Below are 18,372 nucleotides of genomic sequence, written 5' to 3' on the forward strand. Positions count from 1 at the left end.
GATGCGTGCATGTTGGAGTCTCTCAGTCACGCCCGCGTCCTGCGCTATGCCGGCCTGTTCACCTGGGCCGTCATCTGCATGCCGTTGCTGTACCTGTACTGGGAGCCGGTCGAGGAATCGAGCCGGATGCCCAGCGGCGAGGTGTGGCTGCTGCTGGCCAGCTACCTGGGCTTCGGCCTGGGCTACTTCCTGCTGACCTGGCGCCTGCACAGCGGCGCCGGCGCGCGCTGGTACGGCCGCGGCGTGCTGGTGCTGCTGACCGTGTGCGCGCTGGCGGTCGGCTATCTGCACCGTTCCGGGCTGGGCAGCATCCTGATGATGGTGGCAGCCGGGGTCATCCCGTGGCTGCTGCCGGTGCGCGCCGGCGTGGCCTGGCTGCTGCTGAGCCAACTGGCGGTGCTGCCGGTGTACCTGGTGATGGGCTTCCCGGTGTTCGAGGCGCTGATGCAGTCGCTGCTGTACGGCGGCTTCTCGATGTTCATCTTCGTCACCAGCCTGGTCGCGCGGCAGCAGGTCCAGGCCCGCGAGGAGCAGCGCCAGCTCAACGCCGAGCTGCGCGCCACCCGCGCGCTGCTGGCCGAAAGCGCCCGCATCAACGAGCGCACCCGCATCTCGCGCGAGTTGCACGACCTGCTCGGCCACCACCTGACCGCGCTGAGCCTGAACCTGGAAGTGGCCGGCCACATCACCGAGGGCCGCGCCCAGGAGCACGTGCACCAGGCGCATACCCTGGCCAAGCTGTTGCTCACCGACGTGCGCGAAGCGGTCAGCCAGCTGCGCGACAGCGGCGCGATCGACCTGGCCGCCGCCCTGCGGCCGCTGGCCGAGCGGGTGCCGTCGCTGCAGATCCACCTGCAGGTGGACGAGCCGCTGACCGTCGAGGACCCGGAGCGCGCGCATGTCTTGCTGCGCTGCACCCAGGAAATCATCACCAACACGGTGCGCCACGCCCACGCCGACAACCTGTGGATCCAGGTGCGTCGCGACGGCCCGCTGGTGGTGATCCACGCCCACGACGATGGCCGCGGCTGCGAGGCCCTGCTGCCGGGCAACGGCCTGCGCGGCATGCGCGAGCGGCTGAGCCAGTATGGTGGCAGCCTGGAGATCGATGCGCCGCAGGGCGCGGGCTTTCGCCTGCGTGCCGCGGTTCCGAGCGCGGCCGCGTTGCTGCCGTCCGCCGTTCCACAAGGAGTGCTGTGATGATCCGTGTCTGCCTGGTCGACGACCAAACCCTGGTGCGGCAGGGGATCCGCTCGCTGCTGGCGCTGGACGGCGGGATCGAGGTGATCGCCGAGGCCAACGATGGCCGCCAGGCGGTGGAGCTGATCCCGCAGGTGAAGCCGGACGTGGTGCTGATGGACATGCGCATGCCGGCGATGTCCGGGCTGGAGGCGCTGCAGATGCTGTCGCGCAACGGCACGCTGCCGCCGACCATCATCCTGACCACCTTCGACGACGACCAGCTGGTGCTGGCCGGACTCAAGGCCGGGGCCAAGGGCTACCTGCTCAAGGACGTGTCGCTGGAACAACTGGTCGGCGCGATCCGCGCGGTGGCCGCCGGCGGCTCGCTGGTGCAGCCGGCGGTGACCCAGCGCCTGCTGTCGGGCCTGGAGCACATGCGCAACGACTTCGTCAGCCTGGACCGGCCGGACCCGTTGACCGACCGCGAGACCGAGATCCTGCGCTTGATGGCCAGCGGCTTCTCCAACAAGGAGATCGCCAATTCGCTGGGCGTGGCCGAGGGCACGATCAAGAACCACGTGTCCAACATCCTGTCCAAGCTGGGCGTGCGCGACCGCACCCGGGCGGTACTGAAGGCGTTCGAGCTGCAGTTGGTCTGACGGGGCAGGATGCCCGGCCCGGCGCAGCGCGCCGGGCGTTCGCGGGCGCGCGAGCCAGTGGCTCGCAAGCGGCGCCCGCTCACCCTGTCAAGTTGGGCGTGCGCGACCGCACCCGGACGGTACTCAAGGCCTTCGAGCTGCAGTTGGTCTGACGGGACAGGATGCCCGGCCCGGCGCAGCGCGCCGGGCGTTCGCGGGCGCGCGAGCCAGTGGCTCGCAAACGGCGCCCGCTCACCCTGTCGAAGTTGGGCGTGCGCGACCGCACCCGGGCGGTACTGAAGGCGTTCGAGCTGCAGTTGGTCTGACGGGACAGGATGCCCGGCCCGGCGCAGCGCGCCGGGCACCGCCGGCGCGCGAGCCGATGGCGCGGCCCCCTGCGGGAGCGACTTCAGTCGCGACGAACGAAGCCGCAGGCCCGCCGAGCAACGGCTGGAGAAGGTCCGAACCGCTGGCCCGACGCTACACTGCTGCGGATGCATTGGTCTGGCCGGCCAGCCCGGCGGCATGGCCCGCGCGCAGGCGCAAACGCGTCGCCGAAGCGGGGCCGCCGCAGCGCTGCGACCCCGCCCCAGGCCTGTCCGCCGCTGCCCCGGCGACAATGGTATGGTCGCCCGCAGCTCAGCGCGGCGGCGCTGTGCACGGCGCCTTCGCGGGGAATTGGCCACTGTGCCGAATTCCGCGCCGCGATCTGCATGACCACGAACCGCGAAGCCTGCTAGGATGGCCGCTTCGCTTCATTAACCCGGCCGTGGGATCGGCCCCGGAGACCTCCTGAATGACCCGTATTATCGAATTCCTGATCGCACTGGGGATCGTGGCTGGCCTGTTCGTCCTCGTTGGCCTGGTGTTGCCCTCGGAGCGTCACATGTCCGAGAGCGTCGAGACCAACCGGCGCATGACCATCGTCTATGACACGGTTAACAGCCTGCGTCGGTTCAAGGACTGGAACCCTCTGGTGCTGCGCGATCCGCGTATCCAACTGAAGCTTTCCGGCCCCGAAGCTGGCGTCGGCGCCCGTCTCGACTACGCCTCCAACGAGGGCTACATCGGCAAGGGCAGCTGGACCATCACCTCGACCGAGAAGAACAAGCAGGTCGTCATCGGCATCGAAGACGAGAGCAAGGGCACCGACAAGTCCACGTCGTTCAAGCTCGAGCCGACCGGCAAGAGCGGCCGCAACGTCAAGATCACCCAGGACTACACGGTCAAGTACGGTTGGGACCTGTTCGGTCGCTACGCCGGCCTGTACGTGAGCCGCCATGTCGGCGACGACATCAAGCTGGGCCTGTCGCGGCTGAGCAACGTGCTGGCCACCGTGCCGAACGTCGACTACCGCGCCGAGGAAACCCCGTTGAAGGACCTGAAGATCGTCGACGTTCCGGCCGAGGATCTGCTGGTGGTCAACGCCGGCAACATCGACCGCGACAACGAGGCCATCAAGAAGTCCATCAAGGACAACCAGGAGTGGATCAAGCGGGTGATGGACGCCAACGGCCTGGAAGCGGCCGGTCCGGTGCGCATCGTCACCACCGACTTCGGTTCCGACAAGTACGCCTTCGACGTCAGCCAGCCGGTGCGCAAGCGTGCCGGTGGCGCGCCGAAGCCGGATGCGGCGGCCAAGCCGGAAGAGAAGAAGGACGACGCGGCGGCGGCGGCTCCTGCGGCCCCGGTCGACGCGACCCCGGTCGCCGCCAGCGGCGAGCCGCTGAAGCTGACCATCCCGCAGGGCGCGCCGGTCACCTACCTGCGTACCGAAGCGCACCGTTCCGCGTTCGCCGGCTACGCCGGCCACATGGCGGGCCTGGATGCGGCGCGCAACGCGGTCCGCGCCTGGGCCGCGACCAGCGGCTACGACGTGACCGACCGTCCGTACGAGGCCTGGAAGGGCGGCGTGGACAAGTCGTTCACGCCGGAAGGCACGTACGACATCTACTGGGCGATCAAGTAAGCCAGTCGCCTGGATGATGAGTGACCACGAAACGCGCCGCATCTTGCGGCGCGTTTCGTTTATGGGGTGCCGGAAACCCGGCCGCAACGGAGCATCGTCATGCTGAATTTCGATCGTCGTGCGCGCAAACGCTCCTGGCTGGCCTGCGCCGGCGGCCTGCTGGCGGCTGCCGCGATCGGCCTGTCCGCCTACGCCTCGCACGGCGTGGCCGAGCCGCTGGCGCAGTCGCACCTGCAGACCGCGGCGCTGTACGCGTTCGGCCATGGCCTGGCGCTGGCGGCACTGGCCCGCAGCAGCGAACGCCTGCTCGGCCGCGCCGCGTTGGCGCTGTTGCTGCTCGGCACGCTGCTGTTCTCCGGCAGCCTGGCCGGCAACGCGCTGGCGCAATGGCCGACCAAGCTGGCCCCGGTCGGCGGGACGACGCTGATGCTGGGCTGGGTGCTGTGGGCGCTGGATGCGCTGAGGCGGTAGCGCGGTGCCCAGCTATCCGCGCGGGTTCGATACCCAGGCCGCCTACGAGCACCTGAGCCGGCGCGACCGCAAGCTCGGCGCGTGGATGCGCCGGATCGGCCCGATCGCGCCGCAACCGGGCTGGTCCAAGCGCTTCGATCCGGTCGATGCGCTGGCGCGCGCGATCCTGTTCCAGCAACTCAGCGGCAAGGCCGCGGCCAGCATCGTCGGCCGCGTCGAGGCGGCGATCGGCAGTGCCCGGCTGCACGCCGACACGCTGGCGCGGATCGACGATCCCGGCCTGCGCGCCTGCGGCGTATCCGGCAACAAGGCCCTGGCGCTGCGCGACCTGGCGCGGCGCGAGGCGGCCGGCGAGATTCCCGGCCTGCGGCAGATGGCGACGATGCACCAGGACGCGATCGTGGCGGCGCTGCTGCCGATCCGCGGCATCGGGCGCTGGACGGTCGAGATGATGCTGATGTTCCGCCTCGGCCGCCCCGACCTGCTGCCGGTGGATGACCTAGCCATCCGCAAGGGCGCCCAGCGCGTGGACAAGCTGGAACTGCCGCCGACCCCGAAGGCCCTGCTGGCCCGCGGCGAGCGCTGGGCGCCGTACCGCAGCTACGCCAGCTTTTATCTGTGGCGCATCGCCCACGTGGAGCTGGCGGCGATGACCAAGACGCCGACGCCGCGCTCGCAGGAGTAGGCGAGCCGACGCCGCGCTGCCGCGTGCCGGGCGGCGGCGGTCAGGGCGACGGCGAAGCGGTCTGCTCGTGCAGTAGCCCGTCCACTGCCGATGTAGCCGGCGGCGGCGGCGTCCGGAACAGCGGATCGTCGCTCAACCGCGGCCGCTGCGAGGACGGGAAGCGCCGTTCCTGCTGCAGCCAGCGGTGATACTGGAAGGTGGCGCGCGCCGCGCTCAAATAGACCAGGATCACGATCACCCCGAGGACCGCACCATCGAGATGGCCGGTGAGCAGGAACGTGATGCGGATGAGGGCGTAATAGGCCAGCAGTACGCAGGCCGCCACCCGGTGTTTGCGCTGCAAGCCGTAGGCCAGCGCTGCGATGAACACGGCTTCGATCACGCCGGCGATACCGGCCACGGTGTTGCCGTTCTCTTGAGCGCCGCCAGCCCGAGGAACAGGCTGAGCGCCGCACACAACGCGGCCACGATCCAGCCGACCGTGATCCTGCGCAGCACATCGTCCGGTGCCTTGCCCAGCGGCGCGGCGGGGCTGGCCTGCACGTCGGCGGCCGGCGCCGAGTAGGGGTTCTGTTCCATCAGCGTGGATTTCCTGGAGGGGACGCCGCGATATCGGTTGCAAGCGCGGCAACTTGAGCGCCTGGCCGCAGCGGATGCTCGCCGCAAGCGCCATCGCCCCTGGCTTCACGCCGGCAGGTACTTGTCCCACAGCCGGTTGCGGAAGCGGTGCTGCGGATCGATGCGGCGCTTGATCCGCGCGAACGCCTCGGCTTCGGGATAGGCCGCGGCGAACTGGTGCGGGGTGGCATGCAGCCGGTACGGCAGGTAGTAGCGGCCGCCGTGCGCCAGCGCCGCGTCGATCAGCTGCCGGGTCCACACCTCCGCGGCCCGGTCCGGGGCGGCGCCGCTGCGCTGCTTGTAGTACAGCACGAAGGAGAACACCGGCTGCGGCGCCCAGCGCAGCAACGACACGGTGTCGGCAGGCGAGTGGCGGATCGAGATGTTGAGCGCGTTGACGTCGTGGCGGCGCAGGATCGCGCTCATCTCGCGCGCAAAGGCGGCGAAGGCCGGCAGCGGCAGGAAGTACTCCTGCAGCAGATAGGTGGACATGCGCCGCGTGCGCGGTTCCAGCGAGCGCGCATCCAGGCTGGCCTGGCAGTTGCGGCGCATCACCGACGGCGTGTGCAGCAGCGGTGCGGTCTGGTAGCGCTCGCGCAACGACTCGCCCAGCGGCAGTTCCGAGGCCGCCCAGATCAGGTTCTGTTCGCGCGCGTAGTCCTGTCCGCGCGGCACCAGCCGGCGCGTGTCGGTGGTCGTGGCGTCGCTGCGCAGCCAGGTCACCGCCAGCGGGCGGTCGAACTGCGGCGGCAGCAGGTCGGCGTTGTGCAGTACCGCGCGCGGGTCGGCGGCGATGCGTTCGGCGAAGAAGGCCGGATAGTCCGCCAGCGCCACGTGCTGCGCGTGCCGTTCCAGCATGTCGTTGCGGGCCAGCGCCAGTTCCACTTCGGTGACCACGCCCAGCCCGCCGTAGCCGCCGATCGCCGCCGAAAACAGCTCGGCGTCGCGCTCGCGGTCGAGTTCGTGCACCTGGCCTTGCGCATCGACCAGCTGCAGCGCCTGCACGGTGTGCGCGATCGGCCCGGCATGCAGGTAGCGGCCATGGCAGTTGACCGCGACCGAGCCGCCGACGCTGAAGTTGCTGTAGCTCTGCATCACCGCGATCGCCAGATCGTGCGGGTCGATGAGGTCCTGCAGGTCGCGCCAGCGCATGCCGCTGCGCACACGGATGCGCTGCGCGGCCGGATCCAGCTTCACCAGGCCGACGAGTTCGCGCAGGTCCAGGTGCAGCGAGCCGGCGGCGCCGATCTGCCCGCCCATGCTGTAACGCGCGCCGCCGATCGAGACCGCGCCCTGGCTGTCGCGCAGCAGCGCGGCGACCTCGGCTACGCTGCGCGGCCGCGCGATGCGCGCGACCGCGGTGCGGTCGATGCCGGCGATGTCGCTGACCTGCGGCGGGTCGGCGCTGTCGCGCCGGCATCCCGGCAGCACCAATGCGGCGCCCGCGCCGAACAGGGCGGCGGTTGCGGCGCGACGCCGGGTGTCGATGTGCTCGTCCATAAGCGCGGTGTTCTCAGTGGTGGTGGCGGTTGCAGGTCATCGGCAGCGCGTCAATCGGCGACCAATTCCACCTGGGTCTGCACGCGCACCCAGGCGTCCTGGCTGGGATCGTTGAGCGTGGCATGCAGGGTGTAGGTGCCGAGCGGATCCGCCGGCTCGAAGCGGATCTGCAGCGACAGCGGCGCCAGTTCCAGCATGCCTGGCGCGGCCGGTTTGCCGCCGGTGGTCAGCGGCCGCGCAGGTTCCTGCAGCGCGACGTGGCCATCCGGCCCGAGCATGCGCAGGCGCAGTTGCGCGTCGCAGGCGCCGTCGTTGTTGGGGCTGGGCGCGCAGCCCGAATACAGCACGACCACGCGGATCGGCTTGCCGCGGCGCACGCGCTCGGTCGTGCGCAGTTGCGGGCCGTGGCGGCTGTCGGTCTCGGTCCACTCTTTGCCGAAACGCGCGAACGCGGCCTCGTCGGCGACGTGGACCGTCGCCGCGAAATTCTTGTCGTGCGCGCGCCCGGCGCTGTCGGCGACTGGCGTGCCCTGGCGGTCGTGCCACTGTGCGCAGGCGGCAAACGACAGCGCCAGCAGGCCCAGGGCGCAACCCGCCAGGCTGCCGCGCGACACGCCCGCGACGCGCTGCCTCATGCCGACGCTCCCGCATGCCAGCGCCAATGCCAGGGTTCGTAGACGATGCCGTGCGGATTGCCGCGCGGATAGCTCATCCGGTAACCGAAGCCGGCGGCGTGCGCGCGCAGCCAGGCGAAGGCCGGCGTGCGCTCGAAGCTCTCCTCGGCTGGCGCCTCGCCGGGCGTGCCGATGTCCAGCGCCTCGCCGCTGTGATGCTCGCTGTAGCCGGGCGCAGCATTGACCTGCAGGATCTGCTGCAGGGTCTGCCCGCGCGCGAACTTGCGCGCGAAGATGCCCAGTTGGTAGTCGTGGCTGCGGTAGCCGGAGATCGCCTCCAGCACCACGCCGTCGCGCGCGGCGGCGCGTTGCAGTGCCTGCCAGGCGCGTGCGGCGCCGGCGGTCAGCCACAGCGGGCGCCGGTAGCGGTCGCGGCCGGCGGTATGCAGGGTGGCGGGCTCGGCCTGCAGCGGCAGGCCGGTGCTGCGCGCATAGTCCTCGGCGTCCAGGCCGAGGCCGGCCAGGCGTTCGTGCAAGGCGCTCAGCGGCAGCAGTCCGGCGTCGCCGGGTTGCCGGCGCAGGGGCAGGGCGTCGAGGCGATCCAGCGCCGCCTCGATGCCGGGTTCGTGCATCAGCCGCGGCAGCAGCGCGTGCAGGCCGTGCGCGGAGGCGGCCGCCAGGTAGCGGCCGTCGCACTTGCGCTGCAACAGCCAGGTCGCCTGCGCGAGCAGGCGCGCATCGAGGTTGCTGCGCGCGCGCAGCAACCTGGCCGGCAGCAGTTCGATGCATTCGGTGTTGAGCAGCAGGGCGGGAGCGGGGCGCATCCGCACAGGGTAGGGCTAAGCGCTGCGCGCGGCCAGCCGTTGCAGGTCCTGCAGCAGTTGCCGCGGCTGTTCCGGGCTCAGCAGCAGCCAGCGCCCGTCGCGCAGCGGCAGCGCCAGCACCCGGCTGGCGTCGGTGAGCAGGCAGAACGCGCGCTGGCCGTTGCGCATGCGAAAATGCCCGGACTTGAAGCCGGGCAGGCCGTAGCCGAACAACTTGCGCCCTGGCGCCAGTTCGGTGTGCTCGGCCAGGTCGACCACGCGCGCATGCGCCAGGTCGATCGATGCGATCTCGGTGCAGGCGTTGAACATGGTCGAGCGGATCCGCAGCGCGCTGCCCTGCAGGCGGATGCAGCGCCGCAGGTACAGCGCGTGCATGACCGCGCCGGTCGCGGCCAGGACGCACGGGCCGATCCAATGCGCGCCATGCGCGGGGCCCGAGTCGGCCAGGATGACGGCGACGATCGCGCCGGCCACGCCCAGCAGCGGCAGCCACAGCGCCAGCAGCGGCAGGCCGCCGGGCGTGGCGACGTTGTAGTCGCGCGCGGCGGGCAGCGGGCGGGAAGGGCGCTGCATCCCGTTCATCGCTGCGCGCGGATCCACTGAGCGGTAGCGTCGATCAGCTGCGCGGCGACATGGCCGGGTTGCGCGTACTCGGCCGGCGACGGCGCGCCGCTGCCGGCGATGCCGAGGTGGTTGAGCTGCGCATAGCGGTGCAGCGTCGCCCACGGAGCGTCGCCCAGCGCCTGCTGCCAGCGTTGCCAGTCCGGCGCGGTGACCTGGAAGTCGCGCTCGCCCTGCAGCCACAGCACCGGCTGTCCGAGCGCCCGCACGTCTGCGACCGGATCCACCTGGTCGAACGCGCGCCAGTACGCGGCCGGCATGTCCAGCGGCGCGTCGGTGCGGGCCACCGCGCCGGTGCCGCGCACGTTGGCGACGCGGCGCTCGATGTCGGCCAGGCGTGCCTGGCCCTGCGCCGATGGCGTGCCTTGCAGGCCGAGCAGGTAGCGGTTCTGGTCGAGCAGCAGGTCCAGCAGCGAGCGCGCCGGCGCCGCCCACAGGACGATCCCGGCGGTCTTGCCGGAGCGGCGCGCGATGCGGGCGGCGAGCATGCCGCCCTGGCTGTGGCCCATCACGAAGATGCGCTTGGGATCGATGCGCGGCGTGCGCGCCAGCGCCGCGACCGCGGCGACCGCATCGTCGGTGGTCTCGTCGTCCATGGTGAAGTTCGCGTTTCCAGCGAAGCTCTCGGGCAACGCGTAGGTGCGCTTGTCGTAGCGCAACACCGCGATGCCCTGCGCGGCCAGGCCGCGCGCGACGTCCAGGAACGGCCGGTTCGGGCCGATGGTCTCGTCGCGGTCGAGCGGGCCGGAGCCCTGCACCAGCACCACCGCCGGGAACGGTCCCTTGCCCGCCGGCAGCGCCAGGGTGCCGGGCAGCGGACCGACCGCGAATGCCTGTTCGGCGAAGCCGGCATCGGCGGCGGGCGGCGGCGGAGCCGGTGGCGGCGCCGGGGTCAGCAGCAGGCCTGCGATCTTGCCGTGCGCGTCCACCGAGACGTGCGCCAGCAGCGCACCGCGTTCGAACTGCAGGCGTCGCTCGATCAGGCTCAGGCCCTGCTGCCGGCGTTCGGTGGCCGCGCCGCGCTGCTGCAACGCGCCCATCTGCGCGGAAATCGAGCGCCAGACCTCGGCCAGCTTCTCGGCCGGCACCGCCTGCGCCATCGCCGGCGTGAAGTCGCGTTCGGCCGCGGCGATGTCGCCGGCCTGCAGGCGGTCCAACAGCGTGTCGGCGGCCTGTCGCGGCGTGGCCGCCAGCGCGCAGGAGCACGCCAGCAACAACGGCAGCGCGAGGCGCCACGCGCTGCGCGGGCGCATGTCAGAGTTCCCGCTTGAACATCAGCAGCGGCTTGGTGCCTGGCAGGGTGAGGACGTTGACCAGTTCCCAGCCCAGCTTGCCTTGCTTGCTCAGTTCGGCCTGCAGTTCCTCCATTTTCAGGCCCAGCATCAGATTGGTCTTGGCTTCGACGGTGAGATATTCCCAGCGTTTGCTCATGATTCCGGCGCCTTGTCGTCGCCGGGCTTGGGCAGCCGGCCGGCCTTGCGCAGCGCGTCGCGCAACACGTATTCGATCTGCGCGTTGAGGCTGCGCAGTTCGTCGTCGGCCCAGCGCTGCACCGCCGCCAGCACGTCGGCGTTGATGCGCAGCGGATAGGCCTTCTTCTCGCTCATGCGGGGATCCATTGCGTCCGCGCGGCGACGACCGCGCGGAGGGGAAGCGGCTGGTGCATCAGTACAGCGAACCGGCGTTGACGATCGGCTGGGCGCCGCGGTCCGAGCACAGCACGGTCAGCAGGTTGCTGACCATGTGCGCCTTGCGCTCCTCGTCCAGTTGCACCACGCCGCTCTTCTGCAGTTCGGCCAGCGCCATCTCGACCATGCCCACCGCACCGGCGACGATGCGCGTGCGTGCGGCGATCACCGCGTTGGCCTGCTGCCGCTGCAGCATCGCCTGGGCGATTTCCGGCGCGTAGGCGAGGTGGCTGATGCGCGCTTCGATCACGTCCACGCCGGCCTGGGTCAGGCGCTCGTCGAGGTGGCGCTTGAGCTGTTCGCTGATCTCGGCCGGATGGCTGCGCAGCGAGATCTGGCTGTCCTCGTGCTGGTCGTACGGATAGCTGGTGGCCATCGCGCGCAGCGCCGATTCGGACTGGATGTGCACGAAGCTCTCGTAGTCGTCGACGTTGTACACCGCCTCGGACGCATCGATCACCTGCCACACGATCACCGCGGCGATCTCGATCGGGCTGCCGTCCAGCTCGTTGACCTTGAGCCGGCCGCTCTCGAAGTTGCGCACGCGCTGGCTGACCTTCTTCTTCGAATAGAAGGGGTTGTTCCAGCGCAGGCCGTTGTCCTTGACCGTGCCCACGTACTTGCCGAACAGGCTCAGCACCGCGGCCTGGTTCGGCTGCACCGTGTACAGCCCGCACAGGCCGAGCAGGGTCGCGGCGCCGATCAGCAGCGCCAACAGCACCAGCGGCAGCGAGGTCGGACCGCCGCCGACCGGGTCCTTGATGATGCCGATCACGAACAGCCACAGCGCCACGCCTGCCAGCGCCAGGAGGCCGAGCAGGGCCGGGATGCCGGAGAGCGAGCGAAGCGTGCGTTCTTTCATTGCGGTGTTCCCCCAGGTGTGTGAACAAACGATATCACTTTGATATCTGTTTGCAAGAGGGGGTGTTCGGCCCCTTCGCGGTGGGGCGGGCGCGCCGGGCCGTTAGAATGGCGCCCCTCTTTCCGCGCAGGCACCGCCGCCATGACCACCCTGGGAACCCCGCTGTCCGCTTCCGCCACCCGCGTGCTGCTGCTGGGCTCGGGCGAACTGGGCAAGGAAGTGGCGATCGAGCTGCAGCGCTTCGGCGTGGAGGTGATCGCCGCCGATCGCTATGCCGATGCGCCGGCGATGCAGGTCGCGCACCGTTCGCACGTGCTGGACATGCTCGATGCGATGGCGCTGCGCGAGCTGATCGCGCGCGAACAGCCGGATCTGATCGTGCCGGAGATCGAGGCGATCCATACCGAGACGCTGGTGGCGCTGGAGCGCGACCACGGCCAGCGGGTGATCCCGACCGCGCGCGCGGCGCGGCTGACCATGGACCGCGAGGGCATCCGCCGCCTGGCCGCCGAGACCCTGGGCCTGCCGACCTCGCCGTACCGCTTCGTCGACACGCCGCAGGAATACCGCGAGGCCATCGCCGCGGTCGGCCTGCCGTGCGTGGTCAAGCCGGTGATGTCGTCCTCGGGCAAGGGCCAGAGCACGCTGCGCAGCGAAGCCGAAATCGACGCCGCCTGGGAATACGCGCAGACCGGCGGCCGCGCCGGCGCCGGCCGCTGCATCGTCGAGGGCTTCATCGACTTCGACTACGAGATCACCCTGCTGACCGTGCGCCATGCCGCCGGCACCGCGTTCTGCGATCCGATCGGGCACTGGCAGAAGGATGGCGACTACCGCGAGAGCTGGCAGCCGCAGCCGATGTCGGCGCTGGCGCTGCAGCGGGCGCAGGAGATCGCGCGCGCGGTCACCGACGACCTCGGCGGCTGGGGCCTGTTCGGCGTGGAGCTGTTCGTCAAGGGCGACGAGGTGTGGTTCAGCGAAGTCTCGCCGCGGCCGCACGACACCGGCCTGGTCACGCTGGTCTCGCAGGAACTGAGCGAGTTCGCGTTGCATGCGCGCGCGATCCTGGGCCTGCCGATCCCGGTCATCCGCCAGAGCGGGCCGTCGGCCTCGTGCGCGCTGCTGGCGCACGGCGAAGGCGTGCCGCTGTTCGGCAACGTGGCCGCCGCGCTGCAGGCCCCGGACACCGCGCTGCGCCTGTTCGGCAAGCCCAGCGTGCACGGCCACCGCCGCGTCGGCGTGACCCTGGCGCGCGGCGCCAGCATCGACGAAGCGCGCCAGACCGCCCGTGATGCGGCAGCCGCGCTGACCATCGAACTGAAGGCCTGACGGCACGGAAAAGTGACGCGCTAGTCACGCCGTTCCCAATCCCGAATCCCAAATCCCGGCCACTCCTCAACCCGGCGGCGCGAACCGCGCCGCCGCCAGGCGGATGCTCCACACCAGTTCCACCATCGCCAGGTTGTTGAGCAGCGCCTCGCCGCCGAGCACCAGCCAATAGCCGGCGCCGTCGACCCAGAACGGCACGAACGACCAGTCCGGCAGCAACAGTTGCGGTTCGCTGTAGAACGACACGTAGCGCTGCGCGCCGCTCCAGCCGCGCGCGCTCTGCCGCTGGGCGAAGCCGGAGAAGTCGGCTGCGGCCACGCTCAGCGTGTCGGCCTCGTCCTGGCTCAGTCCGGCATGGCCCAGGCGGAAGCCGCCATCGGAGGCGAGCACGGCGCGGCGTTCGGCCGACAGCGGCGCGATCACGTGCTGGGCGAAATCGTCCAGGCGGATCTCCGGGCCGGGCAGCGGGCGCCGCAGCAACTGGATCCATTGCCGCTCGCGCGCCTCGGTCAGCAGGCGCTGCGCATCGCCGTCCACGCGCGTGCGCCATTCCGGCAGCGACAGCGCGCCGTGCGCGCTGAGCAGCAGTTGCAGCGCGCGCTGCATGCGGTCAGGCGCGGCGCTGGCGAAACCGTGCAGCACGCCGTGCGGCGTCGGCATCAGCCAGGTCGGGTCTTGGTCGTTCATGGCCGATGCTCTGCGATGGAAAGAGGGAGGTCGGCGGCGATGTTGCGGCCGCCGAGCAGGTCGCGCTGCTGCAGCCAGCGTGCGGTGCGGTCCCAGCGATCGCCCAGCGCCAGCGCATGGCGGCGCAGCTCGCGGCTGGCGAGCATGAAGGCCAGCTTGTCCTGGCAACTGATGCAGTAGTCGAGGAACTCGCGCTCGCAGCGCGCGGCGGTCAGCGGCGCGCCTTCGCACAGCGCCTCGACCACCTCGCGCACCATGCGCCGCGAATGGTCGGGGCTGGCCCGGCGGACCCGCGCCGGCACGTCCGCCGATGGTCGCGCCAGCACGCTCCAGCGCGTGGCCAGAGCATTGATCGGCAGCAACGCGTGGCCATGGCTGTGGCGCTGGAAGGCCTCGGCCACGTGCGGCGGCAGGTGCGCGGCGGCCATTTGCAGCGCGACCTGGCGCAACGCCGTGTCGTGCCGCGGCAGCGCCACGAACAGGTCGGCGAGCACGCCTTGCGCCGGCTCGTTGTCGTGCAGTTGCAGCGCCGCATGCAGGCGCGCCAGATGTGCGGCGGCGTCGCGCGGATCGCGCAGCAGCGCGCGCGCATGCGTGCGCATCACCAGGCGGGCCGGATCGGGAGCGGGGCGGGTGGCCATGGCGATGCGCTCAGTCCAGCAGGGTGTCGATCAGGTCGATCATGAATTGCGCCTCCTCCATGCCCATCGCTTCGAAGCCCTGTTCCAGGCCCAGCGCGTCGAGCACGCCCTGGTCCTCGCGGTGCGCGGCGTCGCCCAGCGCCAGCAACGCCGCCTGCAACGCAGGCAGCTGCGCGGCGATGCGCGGATGCGCCAGCAGCACGTGGCCGATGTCGCACAACGCGCTTTCCACCAGCGGCCGCAGCCGCTCCCGGGTCAGCCGCGACAGGCGGCGATAGGCATCGGCCAGGAACAGGCCGGCATCGGCTTCGCCTTCCAGCAGCAGCCGCGCCACCGCGGCATAGCTGCTGGCCGGGCGCCAGGCGATGCGCTCGGGGTCGAGGTCGGCCGGCTCCAGCAGGCGCAGCGCGATCAGGCGCACGTCGTGGTTGTCGGTCAGCGCGATGCGGCAGCCATAGGACAGGTCTTCCACGCAGCGCGCCGGCGCGTCCATGGCCGCGGCGATCACCACCTCGTCGGCATGCCCGCGCGGACGTGCGACCGGCAGGTAGCCGCGCGTGCGAATCAGCGCGCTGGCATCGAACGGGCTGGCGTACACCAGGTCGACCACGCTGGCGTCCAGCACCTGCTTCTGCTCGGCGGCATCGGCCGGCATCAGCAGGTGCAGGCCGACGCCGGCGCGGCGCTGCAGCACGGTGCTGAGCAGGTACCAGCCGCCGAAGTTCTCCGGCGCGAAATCCGGCGCGACCAGGAAGTCCAGGCTCATGCCGGCGCCTGCGCGCGTTCGTCCTGCAGCCATTGCGCGTACAGCGGTAGCAGCGCGTCGATGCGCCGCCGCGAGGGCTTGCGCCGCACGGAGGTGAAGCCGACCACCTGGCCATCGCGCACGTTCGGCAGCGCGGTGGCGTAGACCCAGTAGCAGGCGCCGTCGCGGCGCAGGTTCTTGACATAGCCGTGCCACTTCTCGCCGCGCAGCACCGTGTCCCACAGGTCGGCGAACGCGCGCCTGGGCATGTCCGGATGGCGCAGGATGCAGTGCGGCGCGCCGATCAGCGTCGCCCGCGGCCAGCCGCTGAGTTCGACGAAGGCGTCGTTGGCATGGGTGATGACGCCGTCCAGGTCGGTGCGCGACACGATCAGGCGCCCGTCCGGGTAGGCCACTTCGCGTTCGCTCCAGTACACCAGGCGGCGGCTGCCGTCGTGATAGCGCAGCTCGGCGCTGCGGTGCGGCTCGTGCGGCGGATCCATCGGCGGCAGCGGCATGGCGGCGGCCCTAGAGAATCTGCTGCAGCGCCTGGGCGGCGCGCTTGATGTCCAGGAACACCAGGCCGAGCTTGGCGCTGGGCTTGGCCAGCACGGTCAGCACCGCTTCGCGCCCGGCCGCGCTCATGATCACGTAGCCGAGTTCGCCCTGGATCAGCACCCGTTCCAGCGGCCCGCGCGCCAGCTCGCGCGCGCTGCGCTCGCCCAGCGCCAGCAGCGCGGCGGACATCGCGCCGACGCGATCCTCGTCCATGCCCTGCGGCATCGCCGAGGCGATGGTCAGTCCATCCAGGGAGATCAGCGCCGAGGCCTCGATGTCGGCGGTGGCGCCGTTGAGTCCCTCCAGCGCCTGTTGCAGCTGTTGCGTTCGCATGCTCGCTATCCGTTGACGCATCCCGACGGGGTGCGGAATGCATTGGATAGCGTTTGCGCGCCATTGCCCTTGATCTGGATCAAGGCCGCGGCGCGGCGACCCCCAAAGTCCGGATCAGCTCAGTCGCCGGCGACCGCCAGCGCTACGAATCCCTAATCCCGACTCCCCAATCCCGACTCCCCCGCCACATCCACCCACACCAGGTGATGGTCGCTGCCGTCGGCGATCGCCGCGGCCGGCGCGCCGGAGGCCGGCCAGAACACGCCGCTGTCCAGGTAGCGGAAACCGACCGACGGCAGCACGTAGTCCAGCCGCATCGCGCCGGACTTGGGCCCGAAGTCGCCGGTGACCTGCGCCGGCGAACCGCGCCGGACGATGCCCTGCGCGGCGTAGGCGCGCGCGGTTTCCTCGCCGCCGGCGCTGCGCGGGGTCGGGTAGCGCAGCACGCGCGGATGTTCGATCAGTTCGACGATGGCGTCGTGGCGGCCATCGCCGTCGACCGGATCGTTGTTGAGATCGCCGAGGATCACGAAGCGCGCGTCGGCGGCCAGGCCGCCGCAACGGCCGGCGTCGTCGCACAGCCAGGACGCGCTGCCGGTGCCGCCGAGGTATTCGCGCCACAGCCGCAGCTCGTCGTGGTTGCGCGCCGCGTTGCGCTTCTCCGCGCCGTCGAACACCGGCGGCGTGGGATGCGCGACCAGTGCGTGCACCACGCCCAGCGGGGTGCGCACCGGCACGTCCCAATGCGACTTCGACGACAGCCGCAGCTGCGCCCACACCGCGTCGCTGTAGAACGTGCGGCCGCTGGCCGGATCGATCGGCCGCAGCGCGCCGGGCATCGCGCTCCACTTGAGCAGGCGGAAGCTGCGCACCGCGTCGGCGTCGATCGGGTACCTGGACAGCAGCAGCATGCCGTACTGGCCCGGATGCAGGCCGTAGCCCCAGGCGTCGTTGCCGCGCGCACGGCCCTGGCCGCCGGCGTGGCCGTCGTTGTCCAGGTCCAGGCCGCTGGGCACGCCGGTGTTCACCGGCGCCAGGTAGCGGTACGGATAGCGCAGCGCGGCGCCGCCGCCGGGTTGTGCCACGTCCAGATAGCGCTGCTGGAACAGGTCGGCGGCACGGTGCGCGTCGTCGTAGTCGAACTCGTTGAGCAGCACCAGGTCCGGGCGCACCTGCTGCAGCACCGCGGCGATCTTGCGCGCGTGCGCGCTGTCGCCCTGCAGTTCGGCGATCAGGCCGCCGTCCTCGTCCGAGTACAGCGAGGTGTTGTAGGTGGCCAGGCGCAGCGGCGCGCTCGCGGGTGCGGCGGGCGTGGCGGCGGTCGGGGCGGGGCCGGTGTGCGCGCAGGCGCCGCACAGCAGGGTCAGGGCAAGCAACAGGGCGCGTGGGTTCATGCGCGCAGTTTGGCACGCGGCGCATGTCCGAACGATGGCGCCGCGGCGGCGCGCGGATCGCCGCTTGCGGAAGCTGGAGCGCGATGCCCGGGTAGGCGCAGGCAGCAGGTGCGGGCGCGGCGCGCGCGAACGCCGCCGCGCTCAGTCGCCGAGGCGGCCGGCGTCCTCGTCGAACGTGCGCCAGCTGCGTCCGTCGTAGGCCTGCAATGGCCGGAAGCGGCGCTTGTAGTCCATCTTCTGGTGGCCGCGGATCCAGTAGCCCAGGTACAGATAGCTCAGGCCTTCGCGCCTGGCCCATTCGATCTGGTGCAGGATCGCCAGCGTGCCCAGGCCGCGTCCGGCGGCGTCGGGATCGTAGAAAGTGTAGACCGCCGACAGCGCCTGTTCGGCGATGTCGGTCACCGCCACGCCGAGCAGCGGCCCGCGCGCACCGTCCGCCGTCTTCTGGCGCATTTCCAGGAAGCGCCCGTGCGACCAGCGGCCGATCAGGAACTGGTCGAACTCGTGCGCGCCGTGTTGGTCCATGCCGCCGCCGGGATGGCGCATGCGCAGGTAGCGCTGGTACAGCGCCAGCTGCTCCTCGCTGCGTTCGGCGGCGACGATGCGCACGTCGATGTCGGCATTGCGCGCCAGGCAGCGGCGCTGGCTGCGGTCGGGCACGAACTCGGCGACCGGGATGCGCACCGCCACGCAAGCACGGCAGTGGTCGCAATGCGGCCGGTAGACCAGATCGCCGGAACGGCGGAAGCCCCAGCTCAGCGCCAACGGATACAGCGCGCCCAGGCGCGGGTCGTGCGGGTCCAGCACCAGGTCGCGCGCCTGCCGTTCGGGCCAATAGCCGCACGCGTGCTGACCGGTCTGGAACAGCCGCAGGTCGTCGCTGACGTCGGTATGGATGGCCATGCGGTCAGCATAGCGCTTCGCGATCGCAGCGGCCGCGACTGTCCGCCGCATGAATGCGCCCCGGCGCGGGTCAACCGCGCCGGCGCCGGGGCGTTGATTGCACTGAAGGC

At 71.1% G+C, this 18,372-nt stretch carries 23 protein-coding genes and 1 pseudogene; 7 read left to right on the top strand and 17 right to left on the bottom strand.

Annotated features, from left to right (window positions below):
• The first annotated feature begins 9 nt into the window (after window positions 1–9).
• From NUG20_RS06700 to NUG20_RS06725, 6 genes and pseudogenes are all read left to right on the top strand, one after another.
• Window positions 10–1,200, top strand: a complete 1,191-nt coding sequence (locus NUG20_RS06700) for a sensor histidine kinase (protein WP_263397603.1) — start codon at window positions 10–12, stop codon at window positions 1,198–1,200.
• Window positions 1,200–1,841, top strand: a complete 642-nt coding sequence (locus NUG20_RS06705) for a response regulator (RefSeq protein ID WP_003465620.1) — start codon at window positions 1,200–1,202, stop codon at window positions 1,839–1,841. Before NUG20_RS06700 ends, NUG20_RS06705 begins: the two co-directional genes overlap by 1 nt.
• 236 nt (window positions 1,842–2,077) lie before the next feature.
• Window positions 2,078–2,146: pseudogene (locus NUG20_RS06710) on the top strand (DNA-binding response regulator); the annotation flags it as partial.
• Between the two features lie 470 nt (window positions 2,147–2,616).
• Window positions 2,617–3,789, top strand: coding sequence for a polyketide cyclase (locus NUG20_RS06715; RefSeq protein ID WP_263397604.1), 1,173 nt, complete (start codon window positions 2,617–2,619; stop codon window positions 3,787–3,789).
• A gap of 99 nt (window positions 3,790–3,888) precedes the next feature.
• A complete protein-coding gene (locus tag NUG20_RS06720) occupies window positions 3,889–4,260 on the top strand; it encodes a DUF423 domain-containing protein (RefSeq protein WP_263397605.1) in 372 nt (123 codons plus the stop codon).
• 4 nt (window positions 4,261–4,264) lie between these two features.
• Entirely contained in the window at window positions 4,265–4,945 is a 681-nt protein-coding gene (locus NUG20_RS06725) for a DNA-3-methyladenine glycosylase family protein (RefSeq protein WP_263397606.1), read from the top strand.
• Window positions 4,946–4,985: 40 nt separating this feature from the next.
• Here NUG20_RS06725 and NUG20_RS06730 read toward each other — a convergent pair whose 3' ends face one another.
• The 10 genes from NUG20_RS06730 to NUG20_RS06775 form a co-directional block, all read right to left on the bottom strand.
• Window positions 4,986–5,345 carry a hypothetical protein gene (locus NUG20_RS06730; RefSeq protein ID WP_263397607.1) on the bottom strand — a complete coding sequence of 120 codons (360 nt, stop codon included), beginning with the start codon at window positions 5,343–5,345 and terminating at the stop codon, window positions 4,986–4,988.
• Window positions 5,324–5,524 (bottom strand): hypothetical protein, encoded by a 201-nt coding sequence (locus NUG20_RS06735; RefSeq protein WP_263397608.1) that lies wholly within the window; start codon window positions 5,522–5,524, stop codon window positions 5,324–5,326. The genes NUG20_RS06730 and NUG20_RS06735 overlap by 22 nt, the downstream gene beginning before the upstream one ends.
• A 105-nt stretch (window positions 5,525–5,629) precedes the next feature.
• Window positions 5,630–7,063, bottom strand: a complete 1,434-nt coding sequence (locus tag NUG20_RS06740) for an FAD-binding oxidoreductase (RefSeq protein WP_263397609.1) — start codon at window positions 7,061–7,063, stop codon at window positions 5,630–5,632.
• 50 nt (window positions 7,064–7,113) lie between these two features.
• A complete protein-coding gene (locus NUG20_RS06745) occupies window positions 7,114–7,698 on the bottom strand; it encodes a hypothetical protein (RefSeq protein WP_263397610.1) in 585 nt (194 codons plus the stop codon).
• Entirely contained in the window at window positions 7,695–8,501 is an 807-nt protein-coding gene (locus tag NUG20_RS06750; protein ID WP_263397611.1) for a M15 family metallopeptidase, read from the bottom strand. Before NUG20_RS06750 ends, NUG20_RS06745 begins: the two co-directional genes overlap by 4 nt.
• A gap of 15 nt (window positions 8,502–8,516) precedes the next feature.
• The gene (locus tag NUG20_RS06755) at window positions 8,517–9,074 is read right to left on the bottom strand and encodes a PH domain-containing protein (RefSeq protein WP_263397612.1); all 558 of its coding nucleotides are present in this window, start codon (window positions 9,072–9,074) and stop codon (window positions 8,517–8,519) included.
• Window positions 9,075–9,079: 5 nt separating this feature from the next.
• Window positions 9,080–10,375, bottom strand: coding sequence for an alpha/beta hydrolase (locus tag NUG20_RS06760; RefSeq protein ID WP_263397613.1), 1,296 nt, complete (start codon window positions 10,373–10,375; stop codon window positions 9,080–9,082).
• Window position 10,376: 1 nt separating this feature from the next.
• Entirely contained in the window at window positions 10,377–10,553 is a 177-nt protein-coding gene (locus NUG20_RS06765; protein ID WP_263397614.1) for a DUF4177 domain-containing protein, read from the bottom strand.
• Complete coding sequence (locus NUG20_RS06770) at window positions 10,550–10,729, bottom strand: type II toxin-antitoxin system antitoxin (protein WP_263397615.1); 180 nt, start codon at window positions 10,727–10,729, stop codon at window positions 10,550–10,552. The genes NUG20_RS06765 and NUG20_RS06770 overlap by 4 nt, the downstream gene beginning before the upstream one ends.
• Before the next feature lie 58 nt (window positions 10,730–10,787).
• Window positions 10,788–11,672 carry an SPFH domain-containing protein gene (locus NUG20_RS06775; protein ID WP_263397616.1) on the bottom strand — a complete coding sequence of 295 codons (885 nt, stop codon included), beginning with the start codon at window positions 11,670–11,672 and terminating at the stop codon, window positions 10,788–10,790.
• Window positions 11,673–11,813: 141 nt separating this feature from the next.
• Here NUG20_RS06775 and purT point away from each other — a divergent pair, with 141 nt between their 5' ends.
• The gene (gene purT, locus NUG20_RS06780; RefSeq protein ID WP_263397617.1) at window positions 11,814–13,001 is read left to right on the top strand and encodes a formate-dependent phosphoribosylglycinamide formyltransferase; all 1,188 of its coding nucleotides are present in this window, start codon (window positions 11,814–11,816) and stop codon (window positions 12,999–13,001) included.
• A 66-nt stretch (window positions 13,002–13,067) separates the two neighbouring features.
• Here purT and NUG20_RS06785 read toward each other — a convergent pair whose 3' ends face one another.
• From NUG20_RS06785 to NUG20_RS06815, 7 genes are all read right to left on the bottom strand, one after another.
• Window positions 13,068–13,688 (bottom strand): hypothetical protein, encoded by a 621-nt coding sequence (locus NUG20_RS06785; RefSeq protein WP_263397618.1) that lies wholly within the window; start codon window positions 13,686–13,688, stop codon window positions 13,068–13,070.
• Entirely contained in the window at window positions 13,685–14,329 is a 645-nt protein-coding gene (locus NUG20_RS06790) for a hypothetical protein (protein ID WP_263397619.1), read from the bottom strand. The genes NUG20_RS06785 and NUG20_RS06790 overlap by 4 nt, the downstream gene beginning before the upstream one ends.
• Before the next feature lie 10 nt (window positions 14,330–14,339).
• Window positions 14,340–15,095 (bottom strand): PhnD/SsuA/transferrin family substrate-binding protein, encoded by a 756-nt coding sequence (locus NUG20_RS06795; RefSeq protein WP_263397620.1) that lies wholly within the window; start codon window positions 15,093–15,095, stop codon window positions 14,340–14,342.
• On the bottom strand, window positions 15,092–15,592 hold the full coding sequence (locus NUG20_RS06800) for a PAS domain-containing protein (RefSeq protein ID WP_263397621.1): 501 nt from the start codon (window positions 15,590–15,592) through the stop codon (window positions 15,092–15,094). Before NUG20_RS06800 ends, NUG20_RS06795 begins: the two co-directional genes overlap by 4 nt.
• A 10-nt stretch (window positions 15,593–15,602) precedes the next feature.
• Window positions 15,603–15,986: a roadblock/LC7 domain-containing protein gene (locus NUG20_RS06805; RefSeq protein ID WP_309912508.1), complete on the bottom strand. Its 384-nt coding sequence runs from the start codon at window positions 15,984–15,986 to the stop codon at window positions 15,603–15,605.
• A 131-nt stretch (window positions 15,987–16,117) separates the two neighbouring features.
• Window positions 16,118–17,359, bottom strand: coding sequence for an endonuclease/exonuclease/phosphatase family protein (locus tag NUG20_RS06810; protein ID WP_263397623.1), 1,242 nt, complete (start codon window positions 17,357–17,359; stop codon window positions 16,118–16,120).
• Between the two features lie 141 nt (window positions 17,360–17,500).
• Window positions 17,501–18,262 carry an arginyltransferase gene (locus NUG20_RS06815; RefSeq protein ID WP_317852736.1) on the bottom strand — a complete coding sequence of 254 codons (762 nt, stop codon included), beginning with the start codon at window positions 18,260–18,262 and terminating at the stop codon, window positions 17,501–17,503.
• Window positions 18,263–18,372: the final 110 nt, after the last annotated feature.

This window comes from Xanthomonas sp. CFBP 8443, assembly GCF_025666195.1.
GTDB lineage: Bacteria > Pseudomonadota > Gammaproteobacteria > Xanthomonadales > Xanthomonadaceae > Xanthomonas_A.

Coding starts and splice junctions, on each gene's coding strand:
- NUG20_RS06700 (WP_263397603.1), top strand. CDS start 10: ATGTTGGAGTCTCTCAGTCACGCCCGCGTCCTGCGCTATGCCGGCCTG.
- NUG20_RS06705 (WP_003465620.1), top strand. CDS start 1,200: ATGATCCGTGTCTGCCTGGTCGACGACCAAACCCTGGTGCGGCAGGGG.
- NUG20_RS06715 (WP_263397604.1), top strand. CDS start 2,617: ATGACCCGTATTATCGAATTCCTGATCGCACTGGGGATCGTGGCTGGC.
- NUG20_RS06720 (WP_263397605.1), top strand. CDS start 3,889: ATGCTGAATTTCGATCGTCGTGCGCGCAAACGCTCCTGGCTGGCCTGC.
- NUG20_RS06735 (WP_263397608.1), bottom strand. CDS start 5,524: ATGGAACAGAACCCCTACTCGGCGCCGGCCGCCGACGTGCAGGCCAGC.
- NUG20_RS06740 (WP_263397609.1), bottom strand. CDS start 7,063: ATGGACGAGCACATCGACACCCGGCGTCGCGCCGCAACCGCCGCCCTG.
- NUG20_RS06745 (WP_263397610.1), bottom strand. CDS start 7,698: ATGAGGCAGCGCGTCGCGGGCGTGTCGCGCGGCAGCCTGGCGGGTTGC.
- NUG20_RS06750 (WP_263397611.1), bottom strand. CDS start 8,501: ATGCGCCCCGCTCCCGCCCTGCTGCTCAACACCGAATGCATCGAACTG.
- NUG20_RS06755 (WP_263397612.1), bottom strand. CDS start 9,074: ATGCAGCGCCCTTCCCGCCCGCTGCCCGCCGCGCGCGACTACAACGTC.
- NUG20_RS06760 (WP_263397613.1), bottom strand. CDS start 10,375: ATGCGCCCGCGCAGCGCGTGGCGCCTCGCGCTGCCGTTGTTGCTGGCG.
- NUG20_RS06765 (WP_263397614.1), bottom strand. CDS start 10,553: ATGAGCAAACGCTGGGAATATCTCACCGTCGAAGCCAAGACCAATCTG.
- NUG20_RS06770 (WP_263397615.1), bottom strand. CDS start 10,729: ATGAGCGAGAAGAAGGCCTATCCGCTGCGCATCAACGCCGACGTGCTG.
- NUG20_RS06775 (WP_263397616.1), bottom strand. CDS start 11,672: ATGAAAGAACGCACGCTTCGCTCGCTCTCCGGCATCCCGGCCCTGCTC.
- purT (WP_263397617.1), top strand. CDS start 11,814: ATGACCACCCTGGGAACCCCGCTGTCCGCTTCCGCCACCCGCGTGCTG.
- NUG20_RS06785 (WP_263397618.1), bottom strand. CDS start 13,688: ATGAACGACCAAGACCCGACCTGGCTGATGCCGACGCCGCACGGCGTG.
- NUG20_RS06790 (WP_263397619.1), bottom strand. CDS start 14,329: ATGGCCACCCGCCCCGCTCCCGATCCGGCCCGCCTGGTGATGCGCACG.
- NUG20_RS06795 (WP_263397620.1), bottom strand. CDS start 15,095: ATGAGCCTGGACTTCCTGGTCGCGCCGGATTTCGCGCCGGAGAACTTC.
- NUG20_RS06800 (WP_263397621.1), bottom strand. CDS start 15,592: ATGCCGCTGCCGCCGATGGATCCGCCGCACGAGCCGCACCGCAGCGCC.
- NUG20_RS06805 (WP_309912508.1), bottom strand. CDS start 15,986: ATGCGTCAACGGATAGCGAGCATGCGAACGCAACAGCTGCAACAGGCG.
- NUG20_RS06810 (WP_263397623.1), bottom strand. CDS start 17,359: ATGAACCCACGCGCCCTGTTGCTTGCCCTGACCCTGCTGTGCGGCGCC.
- NUG20_RS06815 (WP_317852736.1), bottom strand. CDS start 18,262: ATGGCCATCCATACCGACGTCAGCGACGACCTGCGGCTGTTCCAGACC.